This window comes from Carboxylicivirga litoralis, from assembly GCF_025499605.1.
Taxonomy (GTDB): domain Bacteria; phylum Bacteroidota; class Bacteroidia; order Bacteroidales; family Marinilabiliaceae; genus Carboxylicivirga; species Carboxylicivirga litoralis.
Window position 1 is genome coordinate 1 of record NZ_JAFMVC010000038.1, and the last position, 22,958, is coordinate 22,958.

General features: G+C 40.3%; 19 protein-coding genes and 1 tRNA gene. 8 read left to right on the forward strand and 12 right to left on the reverse strand.

Translation table 11 applies throughout. From position 1 onward, the window contains the following. Positions 1-765 precede the first annotated feature (765 nt). Positions 766-1,935: an FMN-binding protein gene (locus tag J1N10_RS19210; protein WP_262328363.1), complete on the forward strand. Its 1,170-nt coding sequence runs from the start codon at positions 766-768 to the stop codon at positions 1,933-1,935. Next, positions 1,925-3,193: a flavin reductase gene (locus J1N10_RS19215; protein WP_262328364.1), complete on the forward strand. Its 1,269-nt coding sequence runs from the start codon at positions 1,925-1,927 to the stop codon at positions 3,191-3,193. Before J1N10_RS19210 ends, J1N10_RS19215 begins: the two co-directional genes overlap by 11 nt. 19 nt (positions 3,194-3,212) lie before the next feature. On the opposite strand, the gene J1N10_RS19220 is transcribed toward J1N10_RS19215, so the two are convergent. From J1N10_RS19220 to J1N10_RS19230, 3 genes are all read right to left on the reverse strand, one after another. Continuing rightward, on the reverse strand, positions 3,213-3,809 hold the full coding sequence (locus J1N10_RS19220) for an RDD family protein (protein WP_262328365.1): 597 nt from the start codon (positions 3,807-3,809) through the stop codon (positions 3,213-3,215). 131 nt (positions 3,810-3,940) lie between these two features. Then, positions 3,941-4,534 carry an RDD family protein gene (locus tag J1N10_RS19225; protein WP_262328366.1) on the reverse strand — a complete coding sequence of 198 codons (594 nt, stop codon included), beginning with the start codon at positions 4,532-4,534 and terminating at the stop codon, positions 3,941-3,943. A 67-nt stretch (positions 4,535-4,601) separates the two neighbouring features. Then, a complete protein-coding gene (locus J1N10_RS19230; protein WP_262328367.1) occupies positions 4,602-7,442 on the reverse strand; it encodes a lamin tail domain-containing protein in 2,841 nt (946 codons plus the stop codon). A gap of 180 nt (positions 7,443-7,622) precedes the next feature. Here J1N10_RS19230 and J1N10_RS19235 point away from each other — a divergent pair, with 180 nt between their 5' ends. Together J1N10_RS19235 and J1N10_RS19240 are read left to right on the forward strand one after the other, a co-directional pair. Further along, entirely contained in the window at positions 7,623-8,633 is a 1,011-nt protein-coding gene (locus tag J1N10_RS19235) for an aspartate-semialdehyde dehydrogenase (RefSeq protein ID WP_262328368.1), read from the forward strand. Positions 8,634-8,882: 249 nt separating this feature from the next. Continuing rightward, the gene (locus J1N10_RS19240) at positions 8,883-9,890 is read left to right on the forward strand and encodes an adenylate/guanylate cyclase domain-containing protein (protein WP_262328369.1); all 1,008 of its coding nucleotides are present in this window, start codon (positions 8,883-8,885) and stop codon (positions 9,888-9,890) included. A gap of 165 nt (positions 9,891-10,055) precedes the next feature. On the opposite strand, the gene hflX is transcribed toward J1N10_RS19240, so the two are convergent. Together hflX and J1N10_RS19250 are read right to left on the reverse strand one after the other, a co-directional pair. Then, positions 10,056-11,276 carry a GTPase HflX gene (gene hflX, locus J1N10_RS19245; protein WP_262328370.1) on the reverse strand — a complete coding sequence of 407 codons (1,221 nt, stop codon included), beginning with the start codon at positions 11,274-11,276 and terminating at the stop codon, positions 10,056-10,058. 108 nt (positions 11,277-11,384) lie between these two features. Then, entirely contained in the window at positions 11,385-12,068 is a 684-nt protein-coding gene (locus J1N10_RS19250) for an energy transducer TonB (protein WP_262328371.1), read from the reverse strand. Between the two features lie 296 nt (positions 12,069-12,364). On the opposite strand from J1N10_RS19250, the gene J1N10_RS19255 reads away from it, so the two are divergent. Both J1N10_RS19255 and J1N10_RS19260 read left to right on the forward strand, forming a co-directional pair. Next, positions 12,365-12,438 (forward strand) — tRNA-Ala (locus J1N10_RS19255). Positions 12,439-12,624: 186 nt separating this feature from the next. After that, on the forward strand, positions 12,625-13,743 hold the full coding sequence (locus J1N10_RS19260; RefSeq protein ID WP_262328372.1) for an aminotransferase class I/II-fold pyridoxal phosphate-dependent enzyme: 1,119 nt from the start codon (positions 12,625-12,627) through the stop codon (positions 13,741-13,743). 200 nt (positions 13,744-13,943) lie between these two features. Here the strand turns inward: J1N10_RS19260 and J1N10_RS19265 are convergent, their stop codons facing one another. The 5 genes from J1N10_RS19265 to sqr all read right to left on the reverse strand — a co-directional run bounded on the left by J1N10_RS19265 (position 13,944) and on the right by sqr (position 18,229). Beyond that, the gene (locus tag J1N10_RS19265; RefSeq protein ID WP_262328373.1) at positions 13,944-15,296 is read right to left on the reverse strand and encodes an OmpP1/FadL family transporter; all 1,353 of its coding nucleotides are present in this window, start codon (positions 15,294-15,296) and stop codon (positions 13,944-13,946) included. Positions 15,297-15,448: 152 nt separating this feature from the next. Next, on the reverse strand, positions 15,449-15,949 hold the full coding sequence (locus J1N10_RS19270; protein WP_262328374.1) for a DsrE/DsrF/DrsH-like family protein: 501 nt from the start codon (positions 15,947-15,949) through the stop codon (positions 15,449-15,451). 18 nt (positions 15,950-15,967) lie between these two features. Then, on the reverse strand, positions 15,968-16,279 hold the full coding sequence (locus J1N10_RS19275) for a TusE/DsrC/DsvC family sulfur relay protein (RefSeq protein ID WP_262328375.1): 312 nt from the start codon (positions 16,277-16,279) through the stop codon (positions 15,968-15,970). A 30-nt stretch (positions 16,280-16,309) separates the two neighbouring features. Beyond that, positions 16,310-16,972 carry a helical membrane plugin domain-containing protein gene (locus J1N10_RS19280; protein WP_262328376.1) on the reverse strand — a complete coding sequence of 221 codons (663 nt, stop codon included), beginning with the start codon at positions 16,970-16,972 and terminating at the stop codon, positions 16,310-16,312. Positions 16,973-16,990: 18 nt separating this feature from the next. Further along, the gene (gene sqr, locus J1N10_RS19285; protein ID WP_262328377.1) at positions 16,991-18,229 is read right to left on the reverse strand and encodes a type III sulfide quinone reductase, selenoprotein subtype; all 1,239 of its coding nucleotides are present in this window, start codon (positions 18,227-18,229) and stop codon (positions 16,991-16,993) included. Positions 18,230-18,428: 199 nt separating this feature from the next. On the opposite strand from sqr, the gene J1N10_RS19290 reads away from it, so the two are divergent. Together J1N10_RS19290 and J1N10_RS19295 are read left to right on the forward strand one after the other, a co-directional pair. Next, a complete protein-coding gene (locus J1N10_RS19290) occupies positions 18,429-19,115 on the forward strand; it encodes a Crp/Fnr family transcriptional regulator (protein ID WP_262328378.1) in 687 nt (228 codons plus the stop codon). A gap of 249 nt (positions 19,116-19,364) precedes the next feature. Beyond that, complete coding sequence (locus tag J1N10_RS19295) at positions 19,365-21,119, forward strand: M14 family metallopeptidase (RefSeq protein WP_262328379.1); 1,755 nt, start codon at positions 19,365-19,367, stop codon at positions 21,117-21,119. 160 nt (positions 21,120-21,279) lie between these two features. On the opposite strand, the gene J1N10_RS19300 is transcribed toward J1N10_RS19295, so the two are convergent. Both J1N10_RS19300 and J1N10_RS19305 read right to left on the reverse strand, forming a co-directional pair. Then, complete coding sequence (locus J1N10_RS19300) at positions 21,280-22,485, reverse strand: M24 family metallopeptidase (protein ID WP_262328380.1); 1,206 nt, start codon at positions 22,483-22,485, stop codon at positions 21,280-21,282. A 169-nt stretch (positions 22,486-22,654) separates the two neighbouring features. Then, positions 22,655-22,958: DUF7004 family protein (locus tag J1N10_RS19305; protein ID WP_262328381.1), on the reverse strand; the 304-nt coding region annotated here is incomplete at its 5' end.

Genomic DNA, 22,958 nt, shown 5'->3' on the forward strand with positions numbered 1-22,958 from the left:
AGTAAGAAACAAGCTTATAAATGCCAAGATAAGTAGAGTAAATTTCATTGTTTAGTTTCTGTTGATGTTAATGCTGTTTTCAATGCCACACAACGTTTTTATAAACATATAGCATTTATTTCTTCTTTACGAAACCTAAAGGTGCACAATACATGCCATATAGGCAAGAATAGCGCACCTTTATATGTTAAGTGCTGAAAAGTTGTAAAGTCTGGTATTATCTATCCAAATAGCCTATGTTTATCGAATTCTGCGCTGGCAAATAGATGAGTGGCAACTAAAAATGAGGTAGGACATTTTTATCAAGAAGAAAGTTTATATCGTTGCTACATTATTCTTGTATAGAATTAAATAGCGGCTCGTCCGTAAACTTCATTCTACTGAATATTCCGATTGTGTACCTGTTCTCCTGACTAATTTTACAAATTAAACTATGCAGGGATATAAATGATTAGTTATAAACGTTAAGCTACTTGCTTGTATCAACTTCGTATTTGCCAGCTACCAACAAGGGATTAAATTCAAAGTAAAGTCATATTAAACTCAAACTAAATTCGATTGTAGTTGAGTTTAACTTGAGTTAAAAGTGTATTAAGTATAACTGAAATATGATTTTATAGATAAGCAGGTATAATGTTGGTAGTATGTTGTCCAGGAGCGACATGATTTCAATACAGAGATGTTTCTTTTCACATCCTCTTAACAAGCCAAATATTGTGTGAGCGCAGGGCATGCTTTACTTTTGTGTCGACAAAATGAAAACTTATGACTCACACAAACAGGACCAATAGCATTTACAGCTATCTGGTTATTTTTCTATTGTTACTGGCTGTGGCTATTAGAGGAGGGGCTGATTTTGAGTGGCTCAAGGCCGATGATGCTCCGGTATATAGCCTGGCCGATATTCAGCAGGTTTTTCCCGAAACTCAATCGTATAAAAAGCAAAGTGATAATAGTCTGCTTGTCTTAGATAGCAGCAATAAATCGCTGGGTTATGTGTTGATATCTGAAGAGCTGGATGCCCGCTACCAGGGCTATAGTGGTGCAGTTCCGTTGCTGATTGCCCTGGATTTGAACAAGCAAATTATCTCAACCCACTTGTTGAGGCACAACGAAACCCCTGAGTTTATCGACCATGTGCATGAAGAAAAGCTGCTCAATACCTGGGATAAGCTGCCGCTGGATACCACTTTGTTATCGCTTGAGGTGGATGCTGTTACGGGAGCCACCAAAAGTAGTAAGGCCATTATCCGCACCTTTCAATATTCGGTGGCTAATTATTTGCAGGCTGAACAAGAGCGTGCCTCCTTATCCCTGATGCGTATTATTCAGCTGGTGCTGATGTTGGTGTTGCTGGTGCTTTCATTGACCATGATGCTGGGTAAGCGATTCAGGCAATTTTATATCTACTACCTGGTTGGTGTTGTGTTAGTCATGGGCTTGTGGCTCAAGAAAATGCTGAGCCTTGAATTGCTGAATAGCTGGTTGACAAAAGGATTGCCGTGGCAGAGCAACTGGGAGCTGATTGTTATATTGAGTATGTCTGTTGTGTTGGCTATAGCCGGACATAAAAAATACTATTGTACCTACCTGTGCCCCATGGGTGCTTTGCAGATGTTGGTAGCCAAAGCGTCACCTTTTAAAAAACGCAGCTTTAAACTAAAAATATCCGTGGTTACTTTACGTCAGATTTATCTCACATTTATATGGGCCAGCCTGATACTGGGTTTTGCCCTGCCCATGTCAAACATAGAACCATTTATTGCTTTTTCGTTTAAAGTTGCTTCGTGGATGCTGTTGGGTGCCGGCGCTTTAATTGTCGTCCTGTCAGTTTTCTTCAACCGTCCGTGGTGCCAGCTGTGCCCAACGGGTTGTTTACTCGATAGTATCCCTTCATTCCATTCAAAACATAAATCATTTCAATATGAAAAATAAAGCCACACTACTAAATATCGTATTAGCTCTTGTTGTCGTTGTATTGGTTTATCAGTTAAGTACGCATAAACCTGATAAACCGGTTGGCAATACCGTTAAAACGGAAGCGCTTATCAGCCAGTTGGAGCAAGGAAGCACCACCAAGCGTTCGGTAGGAGCCAAGGGGCATATTCATCCCAAGCCGGCTTTGGTTATTGGCTCGTATAGCGAGGATGGAACGCCCAATATTATGACAGCTGCCTGGGCTGGCATTGTTAACTCCCGCCCAATGAGCATTGGCGTATCTATTCGTCCGGCCTGCAAAACCTATGATAACATTATGGCTGCAAAAGCTTTTACGATTAATGTGCCATCGGCCCGTCATGTGGCATACATGGATTATGTTGGCAGAATATCGGGGCACGATGAAAATAAGTTTGAATCATTGAATCTGACGGCTGTTAAAGGCGATTTTGTGAATGCGCCATACATTGGTGAATTTCCGATTGTTATTGAGTGCGAATTAACCGAAGTGGTTGACTTAGGTTCGCACCGGCAGTTTATTGGAAAGGTAATTGACACAAAGGTGGATGAACGCTACCTGGATGCCGATAATCAGGTGGATGTTGAAGCCATTAATCCCGTTATTTACGGGGGTGATTATTATTATGGATTTGGTCAGCGCATAGCCAAACCGGGTGATGCCTATAAATTATTTAAAGACGATATGGAACCTGATTTTCAACCAAACACTTATGCCAACTCTACTTTGGCAAGTATTTATAATCGTAAGAGTGTACGCCACTATACCGACAAAAAAGTTACGAAAGAACAGCTTACAGAATTGGTTAAGGCTGGTATGGCTGCCCCAACGGCTGTTGATAAACGTCCGTGGGCCTTTGTAGCTGTGAGTGAACGAAGCATGCTTGATAGCCTGGCTGGTGTTTTGCCTTATGCCAAGATGTTGAAGCAAGCCAGTGCAGCTATTGTGGTTTGTGGCGATATGAATAAAGCCCTGGAGGGCCAGGGGCAGCCGTATTGGATTCAGGACTGTTCCGCCGCTTCTCAGAATATTCTGCTGGCAGCCGAAAGCATGGGCTTGGGTGCTGTTTGGACAGGTGTTCATCCTATTCAAGAGCGCGAAGTTGATGTGCGCAAGGTATTGAATGCCCCTGAATCAATCGTGCCATTAAACGTGATTGTGATAGGTTATCCAACCGGACAGGAGAAACCTAAAGACAAATGGGATGAGTCAAATGTGCATTGGGAAAAGTGGTAGAATAGGTGAATTAAACAGGTCAGAGCTGTTTGAAAGCTGCCTGGTATAAAACGACCCTGGTTTTGGTCCAGCGGTCGTGCCCACATTCGTATTTCCAATAGAGAAGCGAAAGCCAGTCAATAGGTATGATGCGGTAAACGGAGCGCATCAGAATACTTGACAATGGAGGCTGTTGGCCACTTTCACTCACCACCTTAGTGCCTGTTATCATCTTGCCAAAGGTACGTCCCGTAATGCTTTCCATAATGCTATAGTATAGGATGATGGCAACAGCTCCTAAGGTGTATTTAAAGACAATAAGATTGGGCATTTGATTGGTTTCTGGTATAACAACATTAAATAAGTTAATGGTAAGGATGAAAAACAGAAATGAAAAAGCCCAATCAATTAAACCATTGACGATGCGTTGTCCCTTGCTGGCCTGATGGCATTGCAAACATTTAGCGACCTCATGAAGTTCGTATTTGTTCTTAAGAAATTTGTCCTCATGATAGGTGGTGCATTCCGATGTGAAATTAGGCGTATCGTGGGTAATCCGGCATATTAAACCTCTTTCGTTGTCGTTTTTCTGGTGCAGACAAGCCTTGCAGAAGCGCAATTGGTGTTCCCGATTCATAGATTCTCCTCCTTATTGTTATGGATTACTAAATTAGTTAGTCCATAATAAGTTAAGGTTAAGTCTATGCTAAAGAATTGTATAAAAAAAGAGTAACTAAGTGGCTGCTCTTAATATAATATCCAGATGGTTTATTTTATGCTTACAACTTTGGTTTTACTCCAGGCATCGTGCCAGCCTTCGTAATTAGTAAAAACAAATGACCAGGCATCAAAAGGGACAAGCCTGGAAAGTGTTCGAATAAAAATAGTACCAACAGCTGGTCTTTCCCCATCTGTATTAATAACTTTTGTTTGCGTAAAGATTTTTCCGATTGTTCTGCCTGTTAGGGATTCAAATAAGAAATAATACAGGAATGTGGCAAAATAAGCCCACAAATAATTCTCCAGAGTGGTGTCGTTAAAACTGTTTGTTGTATTCCCTAAAACAAATACATTAATCACATCGATAATATTTAGCAAAATGACAAGCGTTACTACAATGCAGAATATGTCAACAGCTCTGTTAATGATTCTTTGCAATTTGCTCGCTTCCTGCGCATATAACTGATTGCGAATCGCCTCCATATCTGCTTTGTGCTTTAATTCCGGGTCTTCTTTGTAAGTGGTACACGATACCTCAAACTCAGCCGGTGCATTGGTTAAGCTACAGATGATGCCTTTTTGTGTGTTAAATCGTTGATAAGAGCATACTTTGCAATACTTCAATCGTTCCTGTCTGTTCATTTTGTAGTCAGTTAGAATTTTGTCCCAACGCCAAAATAATCATTATTGTAGAAACTACCTTACCAGATTAATTACTTTTTATGCCAATCACGCAACTCAACTTTTCTTCATGCACTTTGCCCGATGGATAGACGCACTGCACATAAATGATATAAATACCTGGTTTAAGAGCAGCATTGGCGTCATTTAAACCATCCCATAGAAAGAAGTGGCTATTGGGCAGCGATTGATTGTTGATGAGGTAACGCACTTCTTTGCCGTTAGCATCAAAGATGCGAATCGTGGCTATCGTATTCAGTTCTTCGGGGGTGATGTGAATTTGGAGCCAGTCATCAATTCCATCGCCATTGGGCGTAAATACCTCTGGAGAAAGGCTTACAATATTTGTTGTTTCTACTGAAGCGTTGAGCTGTTGTGAGTTAATGTAGCCGGGAGTGGCAAAACCTGCCGTTGACGCTGCCGACTGCCAATTGCTGCTTTCTTGTGTTGCCAGCTGCCACGATAAGCGCTCCAGCGAAACGCCTTCTTTGTCTTTTAACAGGTCAAAATGCATGTTTTGATGATAGGAGAATTTATCTAATATGATTCCTTTTTTATTTCCAATGGCAACAAGGCCTTCGTCATCGGGGAAGGACGGTAAACCGGAGGCTTCAAAAATAGCGTTGGGTTGTGAGCAGGTATAGTGTTGCAGCAAGCTTTCTTTATTAGTTGTGATGGCGACATAGGCGTGGGGGTGCAACAAAACGCATTCATCACTTACCGGATATAATTTCTCAATGGCATCATCTTCAATTTGAGCAAAATACATGTCGGACAGGTCGATTAATTTATCGCTCGTGTTGTATAATTCGACAAAATCAGCTCCATCCGGATACGGATTAAACAGTACTTCGTTAATCAATACATCATTGAGTTCAAGGGTGTCAGGCATGCCAAACAGGAATGGCTCATTCAATTCAAGCTTATTACCTGCCAGGTCATTTATATCAATGGCGTTGAGTTGATGAATAGCATTAGATAGCAAGGTATTTTCAAACTCAATTTTTAAAGTATTAAGGAATATTTCATCAAAAACCTGTTTGTGTATCTGTAATTGTGGTTCTATTTCTACTGAAAAGGTATTAAAGTTCATCGTTTCGTTAAACTCCATGTTGAGCGTTTTAGCATCGAGTAAGGTCAAAGATGCAATGTGTGGAGCTTTTGTATCAGTATTTTTTGCTTGAACAGAATTGTTGCTGCCAGGTGTGCCGCCATTTAAATCCATGCTCCAGTGAAAGTTATCAGCTTCGCCGCTCAGGTTTTGGGAATCAATTCGTTCAACCGACCAGCCACCATCTTTCTTAAATCCTTCGCCAGGTATGGTTGTTGGTTGATAAATAAAGGCATCAACCACTGCCGTGCTTTCATTGAAAAGGCTCATTTCGAAGCCTGAGTTGTTAAGTGCAGGCAGGCTCTTAACAAATGCAGTTGGTATCCTGGAGTTCCATTTATCCATGTCAGTCGCCGAAACGAGGCAGATAAACCCATTGGATGAGATGCTAGAGTCCGGCAATATAACGGCTTTATCATTAATCTGTAAGCTCCAGTTTTTAAGACTAATATCATAGGCCGAGTTATTAAATAGCTCGATAAATTCCACTTCGGGCAAACCCATCGAAGGATTAGGATCGGCCATCCATTCATTAAATACCACATCAAAACGGGAGGCACTATAGTGTGAAATGGTTGTGTTAATAGCAGGAACAGCATCATTGATAGCATCTGTAATTCCCTCTATTTGCAAAGTGTATCGTCTGCCATTGTCGAGCGATTCGGGTAATGATATATGAAAGCTTAATTCATCTTCGGTGCTGATGTCTATCGGTTCAATGGCTAGTTCATCTATTTTTAGTATGGCCTTGTCAAAGCCAGCAATGTAGACTGTTTTAGAGAAAGTAAGTTTAATGGTTTGCCGGTCAGTAAGTTCAATGTTGTTGACTTTAATTCTTTCGTAGCTAAAAGGGAAAGAACACTCGGCTAATGCGTTGCCATCAAGATCAAGAATATTGGAAACTTGTAATGTTTCATCTGGGGTGTCGTCCAGGATAGGATCATAGAAAAGGCTTATTGTAAGGTTTTCTTTATTATAACTGAAACTGGAAGGTTGGCGCTGACTGTTCTCAAGCATAAAATCTTCAGTGCCAATACTCGACTCGTCCAGTGCTTCATTGAATGTCAGTCGAAGTTGTGTTCCGTTAATTAGTTCGAAGTGCCTTACTTCAGGTGGTGTTTTATCACGATAGGGTTGGCCTTCAACGCTGATGTCGTCAAAAAAGAATTTGTTGGCGCGTGTTTTGGTGTATTTACAGTAGATGCCAAAGTGACTGGATGGAAAGTTAAGCTCAAAGGTAGCTTGTCCCTCATCAATCCATCCCGAACCCAGGTCAACTGCCAGGGTCCAATTATTGTCTGTTCGCGTTACTTTAACTAGCACATCAACAGCTGATAGGTTGATGCGGTCCACAGCACCTTCAATCAGTTTTTCTTTCGAGCCATTTTCTATTTTGTATAAGCAGATATTATCATCGGTACTTCCTAACTCAACAAATAATGCATTATTGGCATTAGTTAATGCCTCTGTTTCACAGGCAAGAAAGATTCGGGTAAAGTTGCTCGATGACGGATTAAAGTCCATTTTCACTCTCATTTGCCAGCTGGCTTCTTCAATAGCCTGACTAGCTGTTGACAAGTAGGACTCACGAGCATCGGTATCGCTGAGCTGTAGTTCGTTGCTGGTATTGACAATAAAATAATCTTCGCTACCCGACCAGGCCGGGTTGTTTTGGTAATCTCCATCGTTAAAAGATTCTTGTATTTGAGAGAAGCAGATATTGGGAAAACATACTAGAAAGATAAAAATCAGGCGCATTGGGTTAAGGGTTAAAGTAAATATTTCTATTTTTGCATTGGAATGTAAGCAACTTATCAATCCACCAACACAAAACAATTTAACACAATTTGCTTACTAAGTAAAGTTATATGACCGTTTAGGTTATGTTTTTTATATCAATATGAAAAAATATGACTTAAGCATTTAAATTATTGAGTGATGAAAGTAGCAATCGTTGGTGCTAGTGGCGCTGTAGGACAGGAATTCCTGAAAGTATTGGAAGAACGTAATTTTCCAATGGATGAATTAGTATTATTTGGTTCGAAACGAAGTGCCGGAAAAAAGATAATATTTAGGGGTCAGGAGCTGACTGTTAAAGAGCTTCAGCATAATGATGATTTTAAAGACATTGATATTGCCTTAACATCAGCTGGTGGTGGAACATCTAAAGAATATGCCCAAACCATTACCAAGCACGGTGCCGTTATGATTGATAATTCAAGTGCTTTCCGTATGGATGACGATGTGCCATTGGTAGTACCTGAAGTAAATGCTGAGGATTGTAAAAATGCACCACGTAATATTATTGCCAACCCTAATTGTACAACCATCCAGATGGTGGTGGCTTTGAAACCGATTGAGGAGTTATCGCACATTAAGCGTGTACATCTATCTACATACCAGGCATCGAGCGGGGCTGGAGCGAGTGGTATGCAGGAGTTGGAAGAGCAAACAAAAGCCATTGTCAATGGAGAAGAGACAAAGGTTGATGTTTTCCAGTATCAGTTGGCGATGAACTTGATTCCACAGGTGGATGTATTTACCGACAACGACTATACCAAAGAGGAAATGAAGATGTTTAACGAAACACGAAAGATTATGCATAGCGATATTTCGGTGAGTGCTATGTGTGTGCGTGTACCTATTCTTCGTGCTCACTCCGAGGCTGTTTGGCTTGAGACTGAAGCACCAGTTACGCCAGCTCAGGCAAAGGGTGCTTTCGCAAAAGCTGATGGTGTTATCTTAATGGACGAACCGGCTAATAAGGAATACCCGATGCCATTGTTTTTAGCTGGTAAGGATGAAGTATTTGTAGGTCGTGTGCGTCAGGATTTAGCCAATCCAAACGGATTAACATTCTGGTGTGTGTCTGATCAAATTAAAAAAGGAGCTGCACTTAATGCTGTTCAGATTGCTGAGTACATGATTAAGGAAGGCTTGATTAAATAATTGTTCGTTCCCAATTCCGATTTTCGGATGGAGATAATAAAATCTCAAGACCTTAAGGTTTTTAAAGCCTTAAGGTCTGTTTTTTTTTAAGGAGCTGTTGTTAATAACTTACTGTAACCATTCTGCTCACTTGACTGTAAAAGCAGATGAATTACCTCACATACCATTGCAATGTTTTCATTTGAGAAAGTAAAAATTTGGTTCAGTATATTTTTTAGGTCTTACCTGTTTCATCAAATATTCTGGTTGTTGGCATTGGCAGCTTATGTGTTTTATACGCAAGATGAGCGCTTGTTTGTCAATTACCTCAATCTTCTCGAAAAGGATGATATTTATGGCAATACAGTATTGCTGTCGTTTTTTGTTGCCTCTTTTTTTACCCTGCTCGATGCTGTATTTATTGGTTGGGTGGTGCGCAAATTGCCCATTCGCATCATTGCTTTTTTTCGACATGTGTTGTACTTGTTGATGGCACTGTTGATTATCTTTTTATCAGCGAATAAAAACCTGACCTTTGAGCAGTTGCAGGATTATGAAATTTATCTCAAAAATATGCCCGAACTGGGTATTCGTTCATTGCGGTTCACACTCTGGTTCTATTTTTCATGTATTTTAAGTACCATGGTGCGTGGCTTACTTAGGAAAATTGGCCTGTCAAATGTGTTACAATGGTTGATGGGCACCTTGAATAAACCGCGTGCTGAAAAGCGCATCTTCATGTTTGTTGATATGCGTTCATCGGTGACCATTGCCGAAAAGCTGCAGCATAAAAAGTTTAGTTATCTGGTGCAGGATGTATTTAATGACCTGGCAGTAGTGGAAAATTATGGGGGTGCCATCTATCAATACCTGGGCGATGGTGCGATTATCTCCTGGAATTTGAAGAAGGGTATCCGCAATAACAATTGCCTGAAAGCTTTTTTTGCATTTCAGAAAGTGATTAGACGAAACCGTTTCTGGTATAAAAAGCGCTATGGGCTGATGCCTGAGTTTAAAGCAGGTCTGCATGTAGGGGATATTATGGTTTTACAGGTAGGGCGACTCAAAAGGGATATTTCCTACAATGGAGATACTTTGAATACAACAGCCCGCATCGAATCGATGTGCAATGAATACAAACAGGATTTGCTAATTTCAGGCATTTTATACGAAAGCTTGCCGCATATTGGCAAATTCAAAACCAAAGAAGTAGGCAACCTGAAACTAAAAGGTAAGTCGCGTGGTGTGCAGGTTTATCAAGTGCAACAGCCAGAATAATAGAAATACACATAATGGTTGCAAGCTGGCAGTCAATTCTCCTTTTTTAAAGGAAGAGTCCCTCAACGAAGGCGAGGGGAGGAGGTTTTCAAACAGACAGAACGATTTTGCAAAAAAAAAGGGACGCTAATCAGCATCCCTCAAATTATTTGAGCATTTTATTTTTTATTCAATCTGACCATCTTCGCCATATGAGTTGTACAGATAATCGTTAAAAGGAAAACGTTGGGCGTGAATCTTTTTAACTTCATCATAAATCATATTTTTAAACTCGACAAAATTCACCTTGTTTTTAGCCGAGATAAAAATGCAATCTGCCTGTTGCCCCATCCAGGTTTCTTTTAGATCATCGAGAGAATAATTTTCACGTTTTTTAGGCGTTAAATCATCTTCGTCCTTTGGTGTATACTCGTAGGCATCCACTTTGTTAAAAACAAGGATATTGGGCTTAACCGTTTTATCTATTTCACTTAGTGTTTTGTTCACCACTTCAATCTGTTGTTCAAAACCCGGGTGCGATACGTCAACCACATGCAATAAAATATCAGCTTCACGAACCTCGTCCAGTGTTGATTTAAAGGACTCCACCAGGTGGTGAGGTAGCTTGCGGATAAAACCAACAGTATCAGCTAATAAAAATGGAATATTGTCGACCACCACTTTGCGAACGGTTGTGTCCAGTGTTGCAAAGAGCTTATTCTCAGCAAAAACCTCCGATTTACTCAATACATTCATCAGGGTGCTTTTACCCACGTTGGTATAACCAACCAAAGCAACACGCACCAGCTTACCACGATTCTGACGTTGTGTGGCCATCTGTCGGTCAATCTTCTTCAGATCCACCTTTAGCTTGGCAATCTTATCGCGTATAATACGTCGGTCGGTTTCAATCTCTTTCTCACCCGGACCACGCATCCCAATACCACCTCGCTGACGCTCCAGGTGAGTCCACATGCGAGTTAATCGCGGTAATAAATATTGGTATTGCGCCAGCTCAACCTGTGTTTTGGCATGAGCTGTTTGTGCACGTCGGGCAAAAATATCCAGAATCAAATTGGTACGATCGAGCACCAATACTTTTAATTCGCGTTCGAGGTTACGCAATTGAGAGGGAGATAGTTCATCATCAAAAATGATGGTTTTCACCTCGTGCACTTTCATAAAGTCGATTATTTCCTGCAATTTACCGCGTCCTACAAATGTTTTAGGATCGGGCATGGTCAGGTTCTGAGTGAATCGTTCAAAAGGAATAGCTCCGGCTGTTTCGGCCAAAAAAGCTAACTCATCTAAATACTCATTCACTTGTTGCATTGATACTTCGGGTGTTTTAACCGCTACCAATACCACTTTCTCCAATTCCTTTTGTGATGAAGGATTCTCAATCATTGACTACTTCTTTATGTCCTTTTTTTCGAACGACAAATATAACGCAATTTTAGGGCAACAAAAAACCCCGCTATTGCGGGGTTTTTTATATTGTTACTGTAGTAATTACTACTGCAATACAAAGTTGATAGGCACAGTATAAGATACTTTTACTGCTTTACCCCTTTGTTTACCTGGTTTCCACGCTGGCATGGCATTTACCACACGAATCGCTTCTTTATCCAGGTTAGGGTCAACACCACGGGCAATTTTCACATCTGTTACTTTACCTTTAGTGTTAACAACGAAAGACACATAAACACGACCCTGGATACCGTTTTCCTGAGCAATTACAGGATACTTCACCGATTGTGCAATGTACTTACGCAACGCCTCTTCACCTCCCGGGAATTCAGGCATGTCTTCTACAATAAAGAAGACCGGTGCATCGTCAGACTCTTCTTCTTCCATGGCTAGGTCTGAGAAATCAATCTCAGTATCTTCTTCCATTTCAGTGTCTTCGATGTCTAATTCTTCGTCCAACTCCACGTCATCTTCTACGATGTTTAATACGTCAGCAACCTTTGGTGGTGGCGGTGGTGGTGGCGGTTTTACTTCTTCCTGCCTTGTGATAGGCATGATTTCTTCCTCGGCTTCAAGCTCTTCTACCATCTCAAACTGAGATGCATCCACATCGGTAGAGGTCCATTCAAAAGCAATCAAAACGATTCCTAATGTAATAACCAACCCGATCTGCATAAAGACGCTCTTCTTGTTCTCAAGATCTGCCTTCGGCGACTTTTTTACTTCCATAATAGATCAAAGTTTTGGTGCCTAAAGATAGCTATTATTACCAGTTATTCTCAATTCAAAAGAGGATTCTAATTCCCTCACCCAAATTTTGAGTGCATAAAAATAGAATTTTAAAATCAAATTCCATTCAAATTTCCATAGTTTTTATGGGAAGTGTCAAGTTAAGCGGTTTTAAAAATACTTAATTTGACAATAATCATCATTTGAGAGTTGATATTAATGTTGCAAGCATGGAAAAAACAATTATATTTGCATCGCAAAAATGACAAAGGGTCATGACGCAATATTAAAATGATGGGGGATTAGCTCAGTTGGCTAGAGCGTTTGACTGGCAGTCAAAAGGTCAGCGGTTCGATTCCGCTATTCTCCACTACAAGCCTTGTATCTATGGATGCAAGGCTTTTTTATTTCTAAAAACCCCAGCCATTATTTAAGGAGTGAATCAATGAAGATGGGAATCAGCTATTTTTGAAATAAATCAGTCATAAGTAATATGTATTACAAATATTGTTTTCTATATTTAAGCTTCTATTTCAGCAGAAAACAATATTACATTATGAATGTAGCTCAATCACCTTTTAGATATATTCTTGACGGACCAACCGGGGCAACCACCAGGATTGAAGATAAGAACATGCATTACTTCGCCGGGGTCGGTTATTTTCAATTGCAGAATCATCCCGATATGCTGAGGGCTTCCATTGAGGCTTTACAAAAATATGGTATTACTAGCGCCACTGCTCGTCCAGGTGTTGGAACCACAGATTTATTATTGGCTTTAGATAAAAAAATAGCGGAATATTTCGATACCGAAGATGCCGTTTATCTACCGTCGGGTTACCTGAGTAATATGGCTGGCATACAGGCCCTGAAAGCCATGAATAAGTTTGATGTGATTTTTATGGATGAGCTGGTGCACTACTGCAACAAAGAGGCAGCATTAATTGCTGGAGTTACTATCTATACTTTTAAAAATCGCGACCCGAAAGATCTAGAGGAACAAATTCAGTTGCACTTGAAGGCCAATGAAAAACCATTGATACTTAGTGATGGTATGTTTCCGGTCTGGGGTTGGATGGCTCCTGTACCGGAGTATTTAGCAATTGCGGAGAAATACGATGGTATAGTTTGGGTGGACGATGCACACCCGGTCGGTATTATTGGTGCTAACGGCCGTGGAACCTATGATTATTTCAGCCTGAAATCGGAACGTTTATTTATGGGAGCTACTCTATCTAAGGCATTCGGGGCATATGGTGGTTTTATCCTTGGTTCAGAGGAGTTTATTTACCACGTTAAACGCGGACATGTAATCGATGGCTCATCATCACCAGTGAGTGCGGCGGCAGGTGCAGCGCTGAAAGGGTTACAACTGGTGGAAGAGAATCCAGAATGGCGCAATAAAATTCGTCAAAATGCCCTTCGGGTAAAAGGAGGTTTGCGCTCGATTGGTATTGATGTTGAGAATAACGATTTCCCGATTACAACATTTAAGATTGGCGGAGCAGAGCAGATGCAAAAGATACATGCTGAACTGTTAAAAAGAAATATCTATATACAATATACCAAATACATAGGGGCAGGGCCTGAAGGGGTTTTACGTACTGTGATGTTTTCGACACACACGAATGAGCAGATTGATTGTTTAGTGGATAATTTGAAAGAGATTATTTAAAAGCTGGCGGGCTTTAAGTGTTAGTAACGAAAATCTTATGGCTTACAAACCTGAGTTTGACGTAAAAATAAGATACCGAAGCAATATCAATCAGCACTTAATTACTTTCACTTTACAATAACAGGAACCACTCCGGAAAGCGATTCCTGTTTTGCAATACTAGACTTTGCACGGTTCAAAGTCTATATTTTGGGGATAAATTAAAAAGTAAATGCTATTTCTAATTCAAATTGGTTCATTTCTAACTCAATGGTTTGATTCGGTACCATATTGCCTTGCATGGCTTGTTCAGGGTCGAAATCGAATGGATTGTAGCCTTTAACTGTTGCAGGTAAGGCATAGACCATTGCCAAATGAATGGCTTTGCCTGATTCGCCAAAACCTTTTGAACAACCTAATGAGATGTGATTTTCAATAACACCAGGTGCCAAAATATTAAACATCACTTCCGATTCAGGAATTGGCTGGTCGTTATGCGAAAACCCACCTCTGAATATCCAGCTGTTTTGGGTATCAAACTCAAGGCCTAATTTGTATACATTAATGTCATTCCATCCAAAACCGGAACCGTCGTCAGCGCCAAGAGGCACGTGGTTTGGGTTTGGAGTATAACTGCCATCTGGATTTTGAAATGCAGGTGGTAAAGCCATTGGGTCAATTGGATTGCCAATAGATGCCACATTAGAATAGTTAATGCGTTTGAAGTCAAACATAGCTGTTAGCTTATCGGTTACCTGATAAGCCACACCAACTGTCAGGTTCGATGGAATATCGAAACCACCTTGCTCAGCAAATAAACCGGCATACTCATCAAACTCACTCATTTTAATTTTGGGCTGATAGCTGGCGCCAACAGATAGCGCATCAGTTAAATGGCCCATATAACCAATTTTAAAGCCGATACCAAATGAGTTGTCATGTCCGTTGGCAGTTAATTTTTCAGGGTTGCTGGAAAAAGGTGCAAAATTTGATAATCCTGTTGCTTCAAAGTATTGGAAGGTACCAATAAGGCTGATACCAACGCTGTGTTTTTCACCTAGTTTACGAGAATAGGTTAAGTCCAGGAACATCTGGGCTAGATCAACGCCAGTCGCACCGTTACTACCAAAGGTCCCTACTGGTGTTCCATCAGGCATTATTGTAGGAGGGTAATCGGTATTCATACCTCCATTACCGAAAAGAGCGGCAGAGAAGCTGCTTTTTTCATTGATCATCCAGTTGGCTCCCATGCTAGGCATAATAAACCACTTCGAATCGCTTTCTACAGTTCCAGGCATTAAACCCATGGTTCCATCCATCATCGAAGGATTACCAGTGACGGTGTACTGTCGGTTGGGATTGAAAAAGCCAACGCCTACCTGGTATTGCTTCCCAAGAAACACGTTACCCGCCGGATTTCCGTTCATTAATGAATACTTATACCAGGCCACTCCTGCTCCGGCCAATCCTTTGTTTTGGGCACCATAGCCTACGCCGAAGTAACCATCTGTGGCCCATGTAATAGAGGGTATTAGTAGGCCGATTAATAATGCAATAATGTGTAATTTTTTCATAAAAATCAGATTTAAATATACAAGTGTATACATATTTTAACGTCTAAATATAGAAATATTTCAATAATTATATATTTAGATTCTTTTTAAACTACCTTCGTATTTTGTAAGTGCTATGTTAATAGTCTGTTACAAATGTTGGTGCTATAATTTTAAGTAAAAATAATTTGAGTGTTTGTGCCACCGCACATACCATAGAAGTCACCTACAGTCAGTACACCTGAAACATCTTCCCACAAATCATCTTGTTTCAACTTAAACATGTCCATGGCCAGTTTGCAGGCATATATTTCGCCGCCCCCCGCTGTAATCATCTCAAGAAATTCATCGACAGGAGGTATATCCAGTTTTTCCATCTGACTTTTCATCATAGTCGAAACACCAGCTTCAACACCAGGTAAAGCCCCTAATAGAGAAGGGAATGGTAAGCCACCTGGCATGCGCATGGCCGGATTTCCTATTGTTCCGGTATGCAGTTTATTCATTTGTTTTTTGGTAATGGCATCCAGTCCGAAAAAGGTAAAAAACACTTTGGCTTCAATACCTTCCATAACTGCTCCATTCGCTAAAACCAATGTGGCATAAACATCTTCAATAGTGCCTTTGGCACAAATGATACATACTTTTTGTAATGGATTTTCTTCTTTTGTCATAACTACCTGATTTTAGAATTAAACACAACTAACAGGCTTGGGGATACCTGCAATTTTTGATGAAAACTTTAATGGTCCACCCGGAAACAGTTTATATAGGCCTTTTATATCGACAATGCCCGATTTACCTACTTTGCGAATGGTTAATGCTTCTCCTTGCGCTTGTTTCTCGCGCAAAAACATAACTACTTCCATGTGTTTATCCGTAAGACTGATGCCAATTTCCTCGGCAATAGCCCTGGCGATGTCTTCGTTCCACTGAGAAGGGTCGGTCAGATAGCCTTCTTCTGTTACATCCACCATTTTATTTGCGATTTCTACTTGTGCCATAATGTTTAGATTTTAAATGTTAACTGATATTTATTTAGCTGATATATTTTTCATAAAAGTGACCATGAAGCCCATGGCTTTTTTCATTTCCGGCTTATTGATTTCGCGTATTAATTTGAATACCGAATACTCAGGTATATTTTCTATTTCCATGCTATTATAGGCTTTTAATGCATTATCCATGGCGTGCATCATTTCAGGCTGTGTCAGGCTTTTAACAGTATTAAGAATGGTTACGATATTATCGGCCAGTTTCGCCACATCCTCTTTTGAAAAAGCACTGACCACGTTATCGATAACCTTGCCAGTTTCGGCAAAAAACTCGAAGTAGCCTTTCTGTTCAAATTCATGCAGGCGCTTGGTAAGGTCGATGATAGATTCGCGTACCAATGGTCCGGCGTCTTTAGCAAAGTCTACCATGCTTTCGAACATGCTTAGCACCACTCCAATGTTTTCTACATTATGCAACAGGCGGATGCCCAGTTTCTTTATCTCGTCAATATCTATCTCTACCTGTTGATTTTCCAGCTCAACAACAGCTGTGTCGTACATGTCTTTCCCAACAATCTGAAGGTCAGAGAGCAGGTCTTCTACACTCTCGGTTTTTAGTTGTTGCTGGGTCACAATGTTGAGTACAATGTCCATCTTTTGGTTCAGCTGATTTACCTGTGCTTGTAAGTCTGTTTCGTTCATAACTCTCTTCTTTAATGATTAGAAAGTGACCCGTTTTTTACCCGCCATGGTCATATCAGCTTCTACCGGAAGTTCCTTACCTCTAAGTAGCATGTGCCAATAAATCCAGCGGAACATGATTTTACCATAGTGATTGATTTTCGTATTTTTCAAAAGCCCGAAGGGCCCAATGCCAGGTAATGGGAAGGTGCCTGGTAAAGGCTCTGTTTCGTAGTTAAAATCAATGAGAGCGCCCTTGCCATAACCGGTTTCAATATAACAGTTGGCATGACCATCAAACCTGGCTAGCAAAGGACGGTCTTCAATGGCACTCATCAGGTTTTCGAACAATATTTCTGCAGCAAAGTGGGCTACCGAGCCGGCTTTTGAAGTAGGTATATTAGCCGCATCGCCCAATACAAATATTTCCTTATAATCGCGTTGCTGAAGGGTGTGTTTGTCGGTATAGACAAAGTTAAGGTCGTCGCCCAAACCACTTCGTTCAACCATTTCATCACCCATATTAACCGGAACAATGGTGAGTGTATCAAAAGGCACTTCCTTTTCATCATACGATACCAGTATTTTCTTATCGTTATCAATGTGTTCGATATAAAAATCAGATACTACATTGATGTTTTTCTCTACCAATAGCTCGGCCAGCATTTTGGTAGCTATAGGTTTGGTAAAAACTCCCGGCATCGGCGTTATAATGGTAATGTCAACTTTATCTCGCATGCCTTTTTTAGTGAAGAATTCTTCGGCCAGAAAAACAAACTCTAAAGGAGCCACCGGACATTTGTAGGGCAACTCAGTAATCGCCATAACAAGTTTTCCCCCTTGCCACGTTTTAAAGTGCCTTTGCAAAGCCAGTGCTCCTTCAATGGTATAAAAATCAAAGATGTCTTTGTACCATAACTTATCTTTTAATCCAGGTGTTTCATCTGGTTTGGTTTGTGTACCCGTTGCAATAATCAGGTAATCGTAATGCAACACTTTCCCTTCATCGAGGTGTACCACCTTATTGGCTGCATCAATCTTATCAACACCTGTATACATCACGTTAACACCCACCGGAAAGAAACTGCTCTTAGGCTTTCTGACGTCATGCTCGGAGTAGATACCAAACGGGATAAACAAAAAACCGGGTTGGTAGTAATGAGTACGATGTCTGTCAACAATGGTTATGTCCCATGTGTCACGATCGAGTGCTTTACGAAGTTTATTGGCCATCATGGTTCCGGCCGTTCCTCCACCAAGTATAACTATTTTTTTCATAGATGTATTTTTAATGGTGTTAATACGAAATGAGTTATTGTTTTATTCTATAGTTTGTAATTAGCCCCTTTTGTATTACTTTGGAATTCAATTTACTTAGAGCTGGTTTTATTCGGTATCTTGAGTGCGGTAATAATTATCAGTTTATGATATATATCAGTTGACCCGATTGATAAAAAACTTGTAAATAGAATCAGATATGGCTATTGAATGTAGTTGCGATGAATGCGAGTTAAAGGAGCTTTTTTTTCAGAATATTTCAGCAAGTGAAATGGAGAGCTTGTGTCAAAGTCGTGTTGAGCAGAATTATGACAAAGGTGATTACATAATTGAACAGGGTAAGCCAGTGGAAGAGTTTATTTACCTGAAAAGAGGATTAGTAAAACTATTTATTACCAATGCTAACGATAAAGAACAAATACTTTCGTTTGCCAAACCTTTTGATTTTGTTAGCCTGCTAAGTATTCTTTCAAAGAAGCATCACAGTTATTCGGTAATGGCCATTGAGGATTCAACCACCTGCAATATTTCAATCCGAGATGTCAAACGTATTATTCGTGAAAATGGCAAATTTGCCATGAGTATACTCGAAAAGATGAGTATGGTGAGTGATAATGTTATTGATGAATCTTTGGCCATCAGACGCCGTAATCTTAGAGGTCGTGTGGCTTATGTGTTACTTCATTTTTATCGTGATATCTACAAAACTGAAGCATTTGAATTGCCTGTGAGTCGTAAAGAAATAGCCGAATATATAGGAATGACCACGGAGAATGTGATTCGAGCGTTAACAGAATTCAGAAAAGATGGAATTATCAAGATATTCGGGAAAGTCATCGAAATCATTGACGAGCATAAGTTGCAGCAGATTTCGGAGCATGGATAAAATCTTATTTATATAGAAAATCGTGTATCTATAGTTATTGTATAAATCTACACTTAAGTTCTCAATGCAATATTGTGGCATTAACGCAAATTGTTGATAGTTGAGCAGTATTGACAATTATTCTCAGTTTTAGCAAAGCTTACTTTGAACTCTATCCTTAATAAGGAAACAATTAGGAGTAGATATGTCGCTTTATTCAGAAGAAAACCTATACTTTTATTTCACATTATTAACTAAAAATGTTGAAATATGATGAAGTGGTTTGTATTCGGCTTAATAAGTATGTTTGTTGGAATGGCCAATGCTCAGAATACCGGCTGGGAAACCTACTATGAGCAATCCAATTGTTTGGAAACACCCCGTTATACATCAACCATAGATTATTGTGAAAAACTAGCGGCAGCTTCTGAATATATCGACTACACCAGTTTCGGAAAAAGTGCGCAGGGACGTGATTTACCATTGCTGATTGTTGACAGAAACCAGAATTTCACACCTGAGCGAGTTAAAGCATCCGGTAACACAGTATTGCTAATAGAAGCCTGCATTCATCCAGGTGAATCAGAAGGCAAAGATGCCGGTTTAATGTTCTTACGTGATGTCTTTATTCATCAGGAATATCCCGATCTTCTTAAAAATACAACCCTGCTTTTTATTCCCATTTTTAATACCGATGGACACGAGCGTTTTAGTGCCTATAGCCGTATTAATCAGAATGGCCCCAAAGAGATGGGGTGGCGCACTACCGCCGAAAATTATAATTTAAACAGGGATTTTATAAAGGCCGATGCTTTGGAAATGCAACAGTGGCTGGCCTTATTTAATCAATGGTTGCCTGATATGTTTATTGATATACATACTACGGATGGTGCCGACTACCAATATTCACTGACGTATGGTATGCACATCATGGGCGATATGAACCCGGAACAAACAAGCTGGCAAAATCAGTACCTTACGACCATCGAAGGGCAGCTTAAAAAGGATGACATATTGATGTTTCCCTATGTTTCATTCAGAAGATGGCATGATCCAAGGAGTGGCTTAATCCGACAAACATCGTCACCACGTTATTCAACCGGTTACCTGGCCAATCAAAATCGACCAGCACTGCTGGTTGAAACCCATATGCTGAAAGATTATAAAACCAGGGTAGATGCTACCTATCATTTGCTTAGGTATACTGTAGAATACACCGATGCACAGTATCAAACGCTTAAAGCGATGAACGAGTACGCCGATAAAGAGGCGAAGGAGCTGGCAGGAAAGGAGTTTGTTCTGAGTTATTATACTTCGCAGAAAGATAGCAGTATGACACTTTTTAAAGGGGTGGAGTATGATATTGTACATAGCGACTTAACCGAAGGTGATTGGGTGCAGTTCAGCGATATGCCTAAAGACTACCAGTTGGTTTTGTTCGATAGGTTGATGGAAGATAAAACAGCCAATTTACCCGATGCCTATATTATTCCGGTGGAATGGTACCATGTTATTAACCGGCTTAAAATGCATGGCGTCCATTATACCACCTTGAATGAAGCCCAAACCTTTGCTATTAAAACCTACAAATTTAGAGATGTGACGTTTGCCAATCGTCCATATGAAGGACGGCAGATGGTGGAAAGTTTTGAAATGGATGAGTTAAGTATGACCAAAACCTTTTCGGCAGGTTCTGTTATCGTGCCGGTTAACCAGCGAACGGCTAAAATTATAGCTCACTTGCTCGAGCCAGATGGTCCTGATTCATTTGTGCGATGGGGCTTTTTTAACGCCATCTTTGAGCGCAAAGAGTATGTTGAGACCTATGTGATGGAGAAAATGGCTCGTGAAATGATTAAGGAAAATCCGCAGCTGCTTAAAGATTATCAGCAAGCAGTGAAGGAACAGCCTGATGTGTACAATAATCAATGGGCCAAAGTGTTTTGGTTTTATGAGCGAACACCGTATTACGACCAACTAAAGAATGTGTATCCGGTAGGCAAGTTATATGGAGATCAAAAATAGTGTTTCGCGCAAAGACCGCTAATATTTTCGCAAATGAAGCAAAGTATAGAGTATTGTTTTTTTCACAGCTTTGTGTTCTTTGCGATTTTTTTACTTTCCGCACTTCGCGAGAAACACTAATGGTTTTGATATTTTCTTAGTTAGTGTCTTCTGATAATTGTTATACCACAATTATTTCATCGTTTTTACCAGTGATCACTTTACCACCATTGGCAGTAATTTCAAAAGTGTTTTCAATACCCACCATGCCAATGCCTTTAATGCCAATTTTTGGTTCAAGAGCCATGGTCATACCTTCCTGAAGAGCTTGGTCAAAACCTCTGGCAATGGCCGGATATTCGTCGATAGCCAGACCGATACCATGACCAAGGAAGACCACTTTGTTCTTGCCTAAGCCCATAAAACCATCGGCCCAGGGTGATGCAGCCACGCGTTGCTGACATTCGGCCCATATTTGGCTTGGAATAGCACCGGGCTTTAGTTGTTCGGCAAAATAGTTTTGAGTCTCTACACAAAAGTCAAAGGCATGCTGAATATTAGCTGGTATATCACTCTTCTTACCACGCCAATAGGTATGTGTTTTATCGGTGTGGTAGCCATGCAGATTAAAGCAGTTATCAATAATCATGGGTGTATTTTTCTCCCATTTAATGTTCTTATTACCCATGTACGGAACAGCCGGGTGTAAGCCGTATGCACCGTTGGGGCCATTGAAAGCACTTGGAAAGTTACCACTATCACCAATGGATACGAGGCCTGCGAATAGCTCTTCACCAAAAGATTCTAAACGTAGAATGCCATTATGGCCTTCCTGATAATAAAGTTCTAATAGCTTATGTGCGACCTCCAACTCACTAATGCCCTCGTGCAAATGCTCAGGTAACAAGTCGTTCATGCACTTGTGGTGACGTGCGCCTGCATCGCGCATAATTTGTAATTCTGATTCAGATTTTAGAGCACGAGTCATGGCGAGCAGATGGTCTCCCGGTATAAACTGCGTGTTCGGAAGACTTTTGGTTAATCGGGCCGACAGTGACCAGTTTAAGCCATTCATTTCAGCTGCAATGCAGGAGGGTATTTTCATTCCTCTATCCAGAAAAGTAGCCGGGATGTTTTTGTAGGAGCTAAATGTTACAATAGCATCTAATGCCGACTCGTACTTAGCACGCTCTTCTCCTTTTCTGATAAACAAAATGGATTGACCATCTTTGGGAATCCAGAGCACACCTACATTCATGGTGCCGGTGAAGTAGTAAATGTTAAGACGTGAAAAAATAAAAGCACCATCAGTTTGTGGCATATGCTCCTGCATCAACTTTTGAAACCGTTGTTGTCTCAAAGCGATTTCTTCTGCGTTTTTAGTCATTACTTTGTATTTGATTTTAGAAGGAGCAAAGCTATTGATTTTCGTGAGGGAGACAAAGTTGGCAATGGTTGTCCAATGCGTTGTTAATTGCTGCTCTATGCCGCGTAAATGCCAGATTAGAAACGTATTATTGCAATTGGTTATAATTTATTGGTGGTATTAAAAGCATCTAAAATTTTAGTTCTTTCATAATGCTATCCAATTGTTGCCAGCTTTTACCCTTGCTATAGTTCGCCGCTTCTTTAGGCGAAAAGTCCATAAAAAACAATTGATATAGCCCCAGTCGTTTGATGCGTTTTCTTAGGATGGCTTTCTTCTTATTTTCTTCAGCAATCATGGCGGCATATAATACACTTAGCCATTGTTCTACAATTGCCGCATCATTCCATTTGTAGGACGAAACAATGTTGTCAATCAGTTTAATAACCGAAGAGTCGACCTGCGTAGTAGTTGATTCGTATATTTTTAAGAAG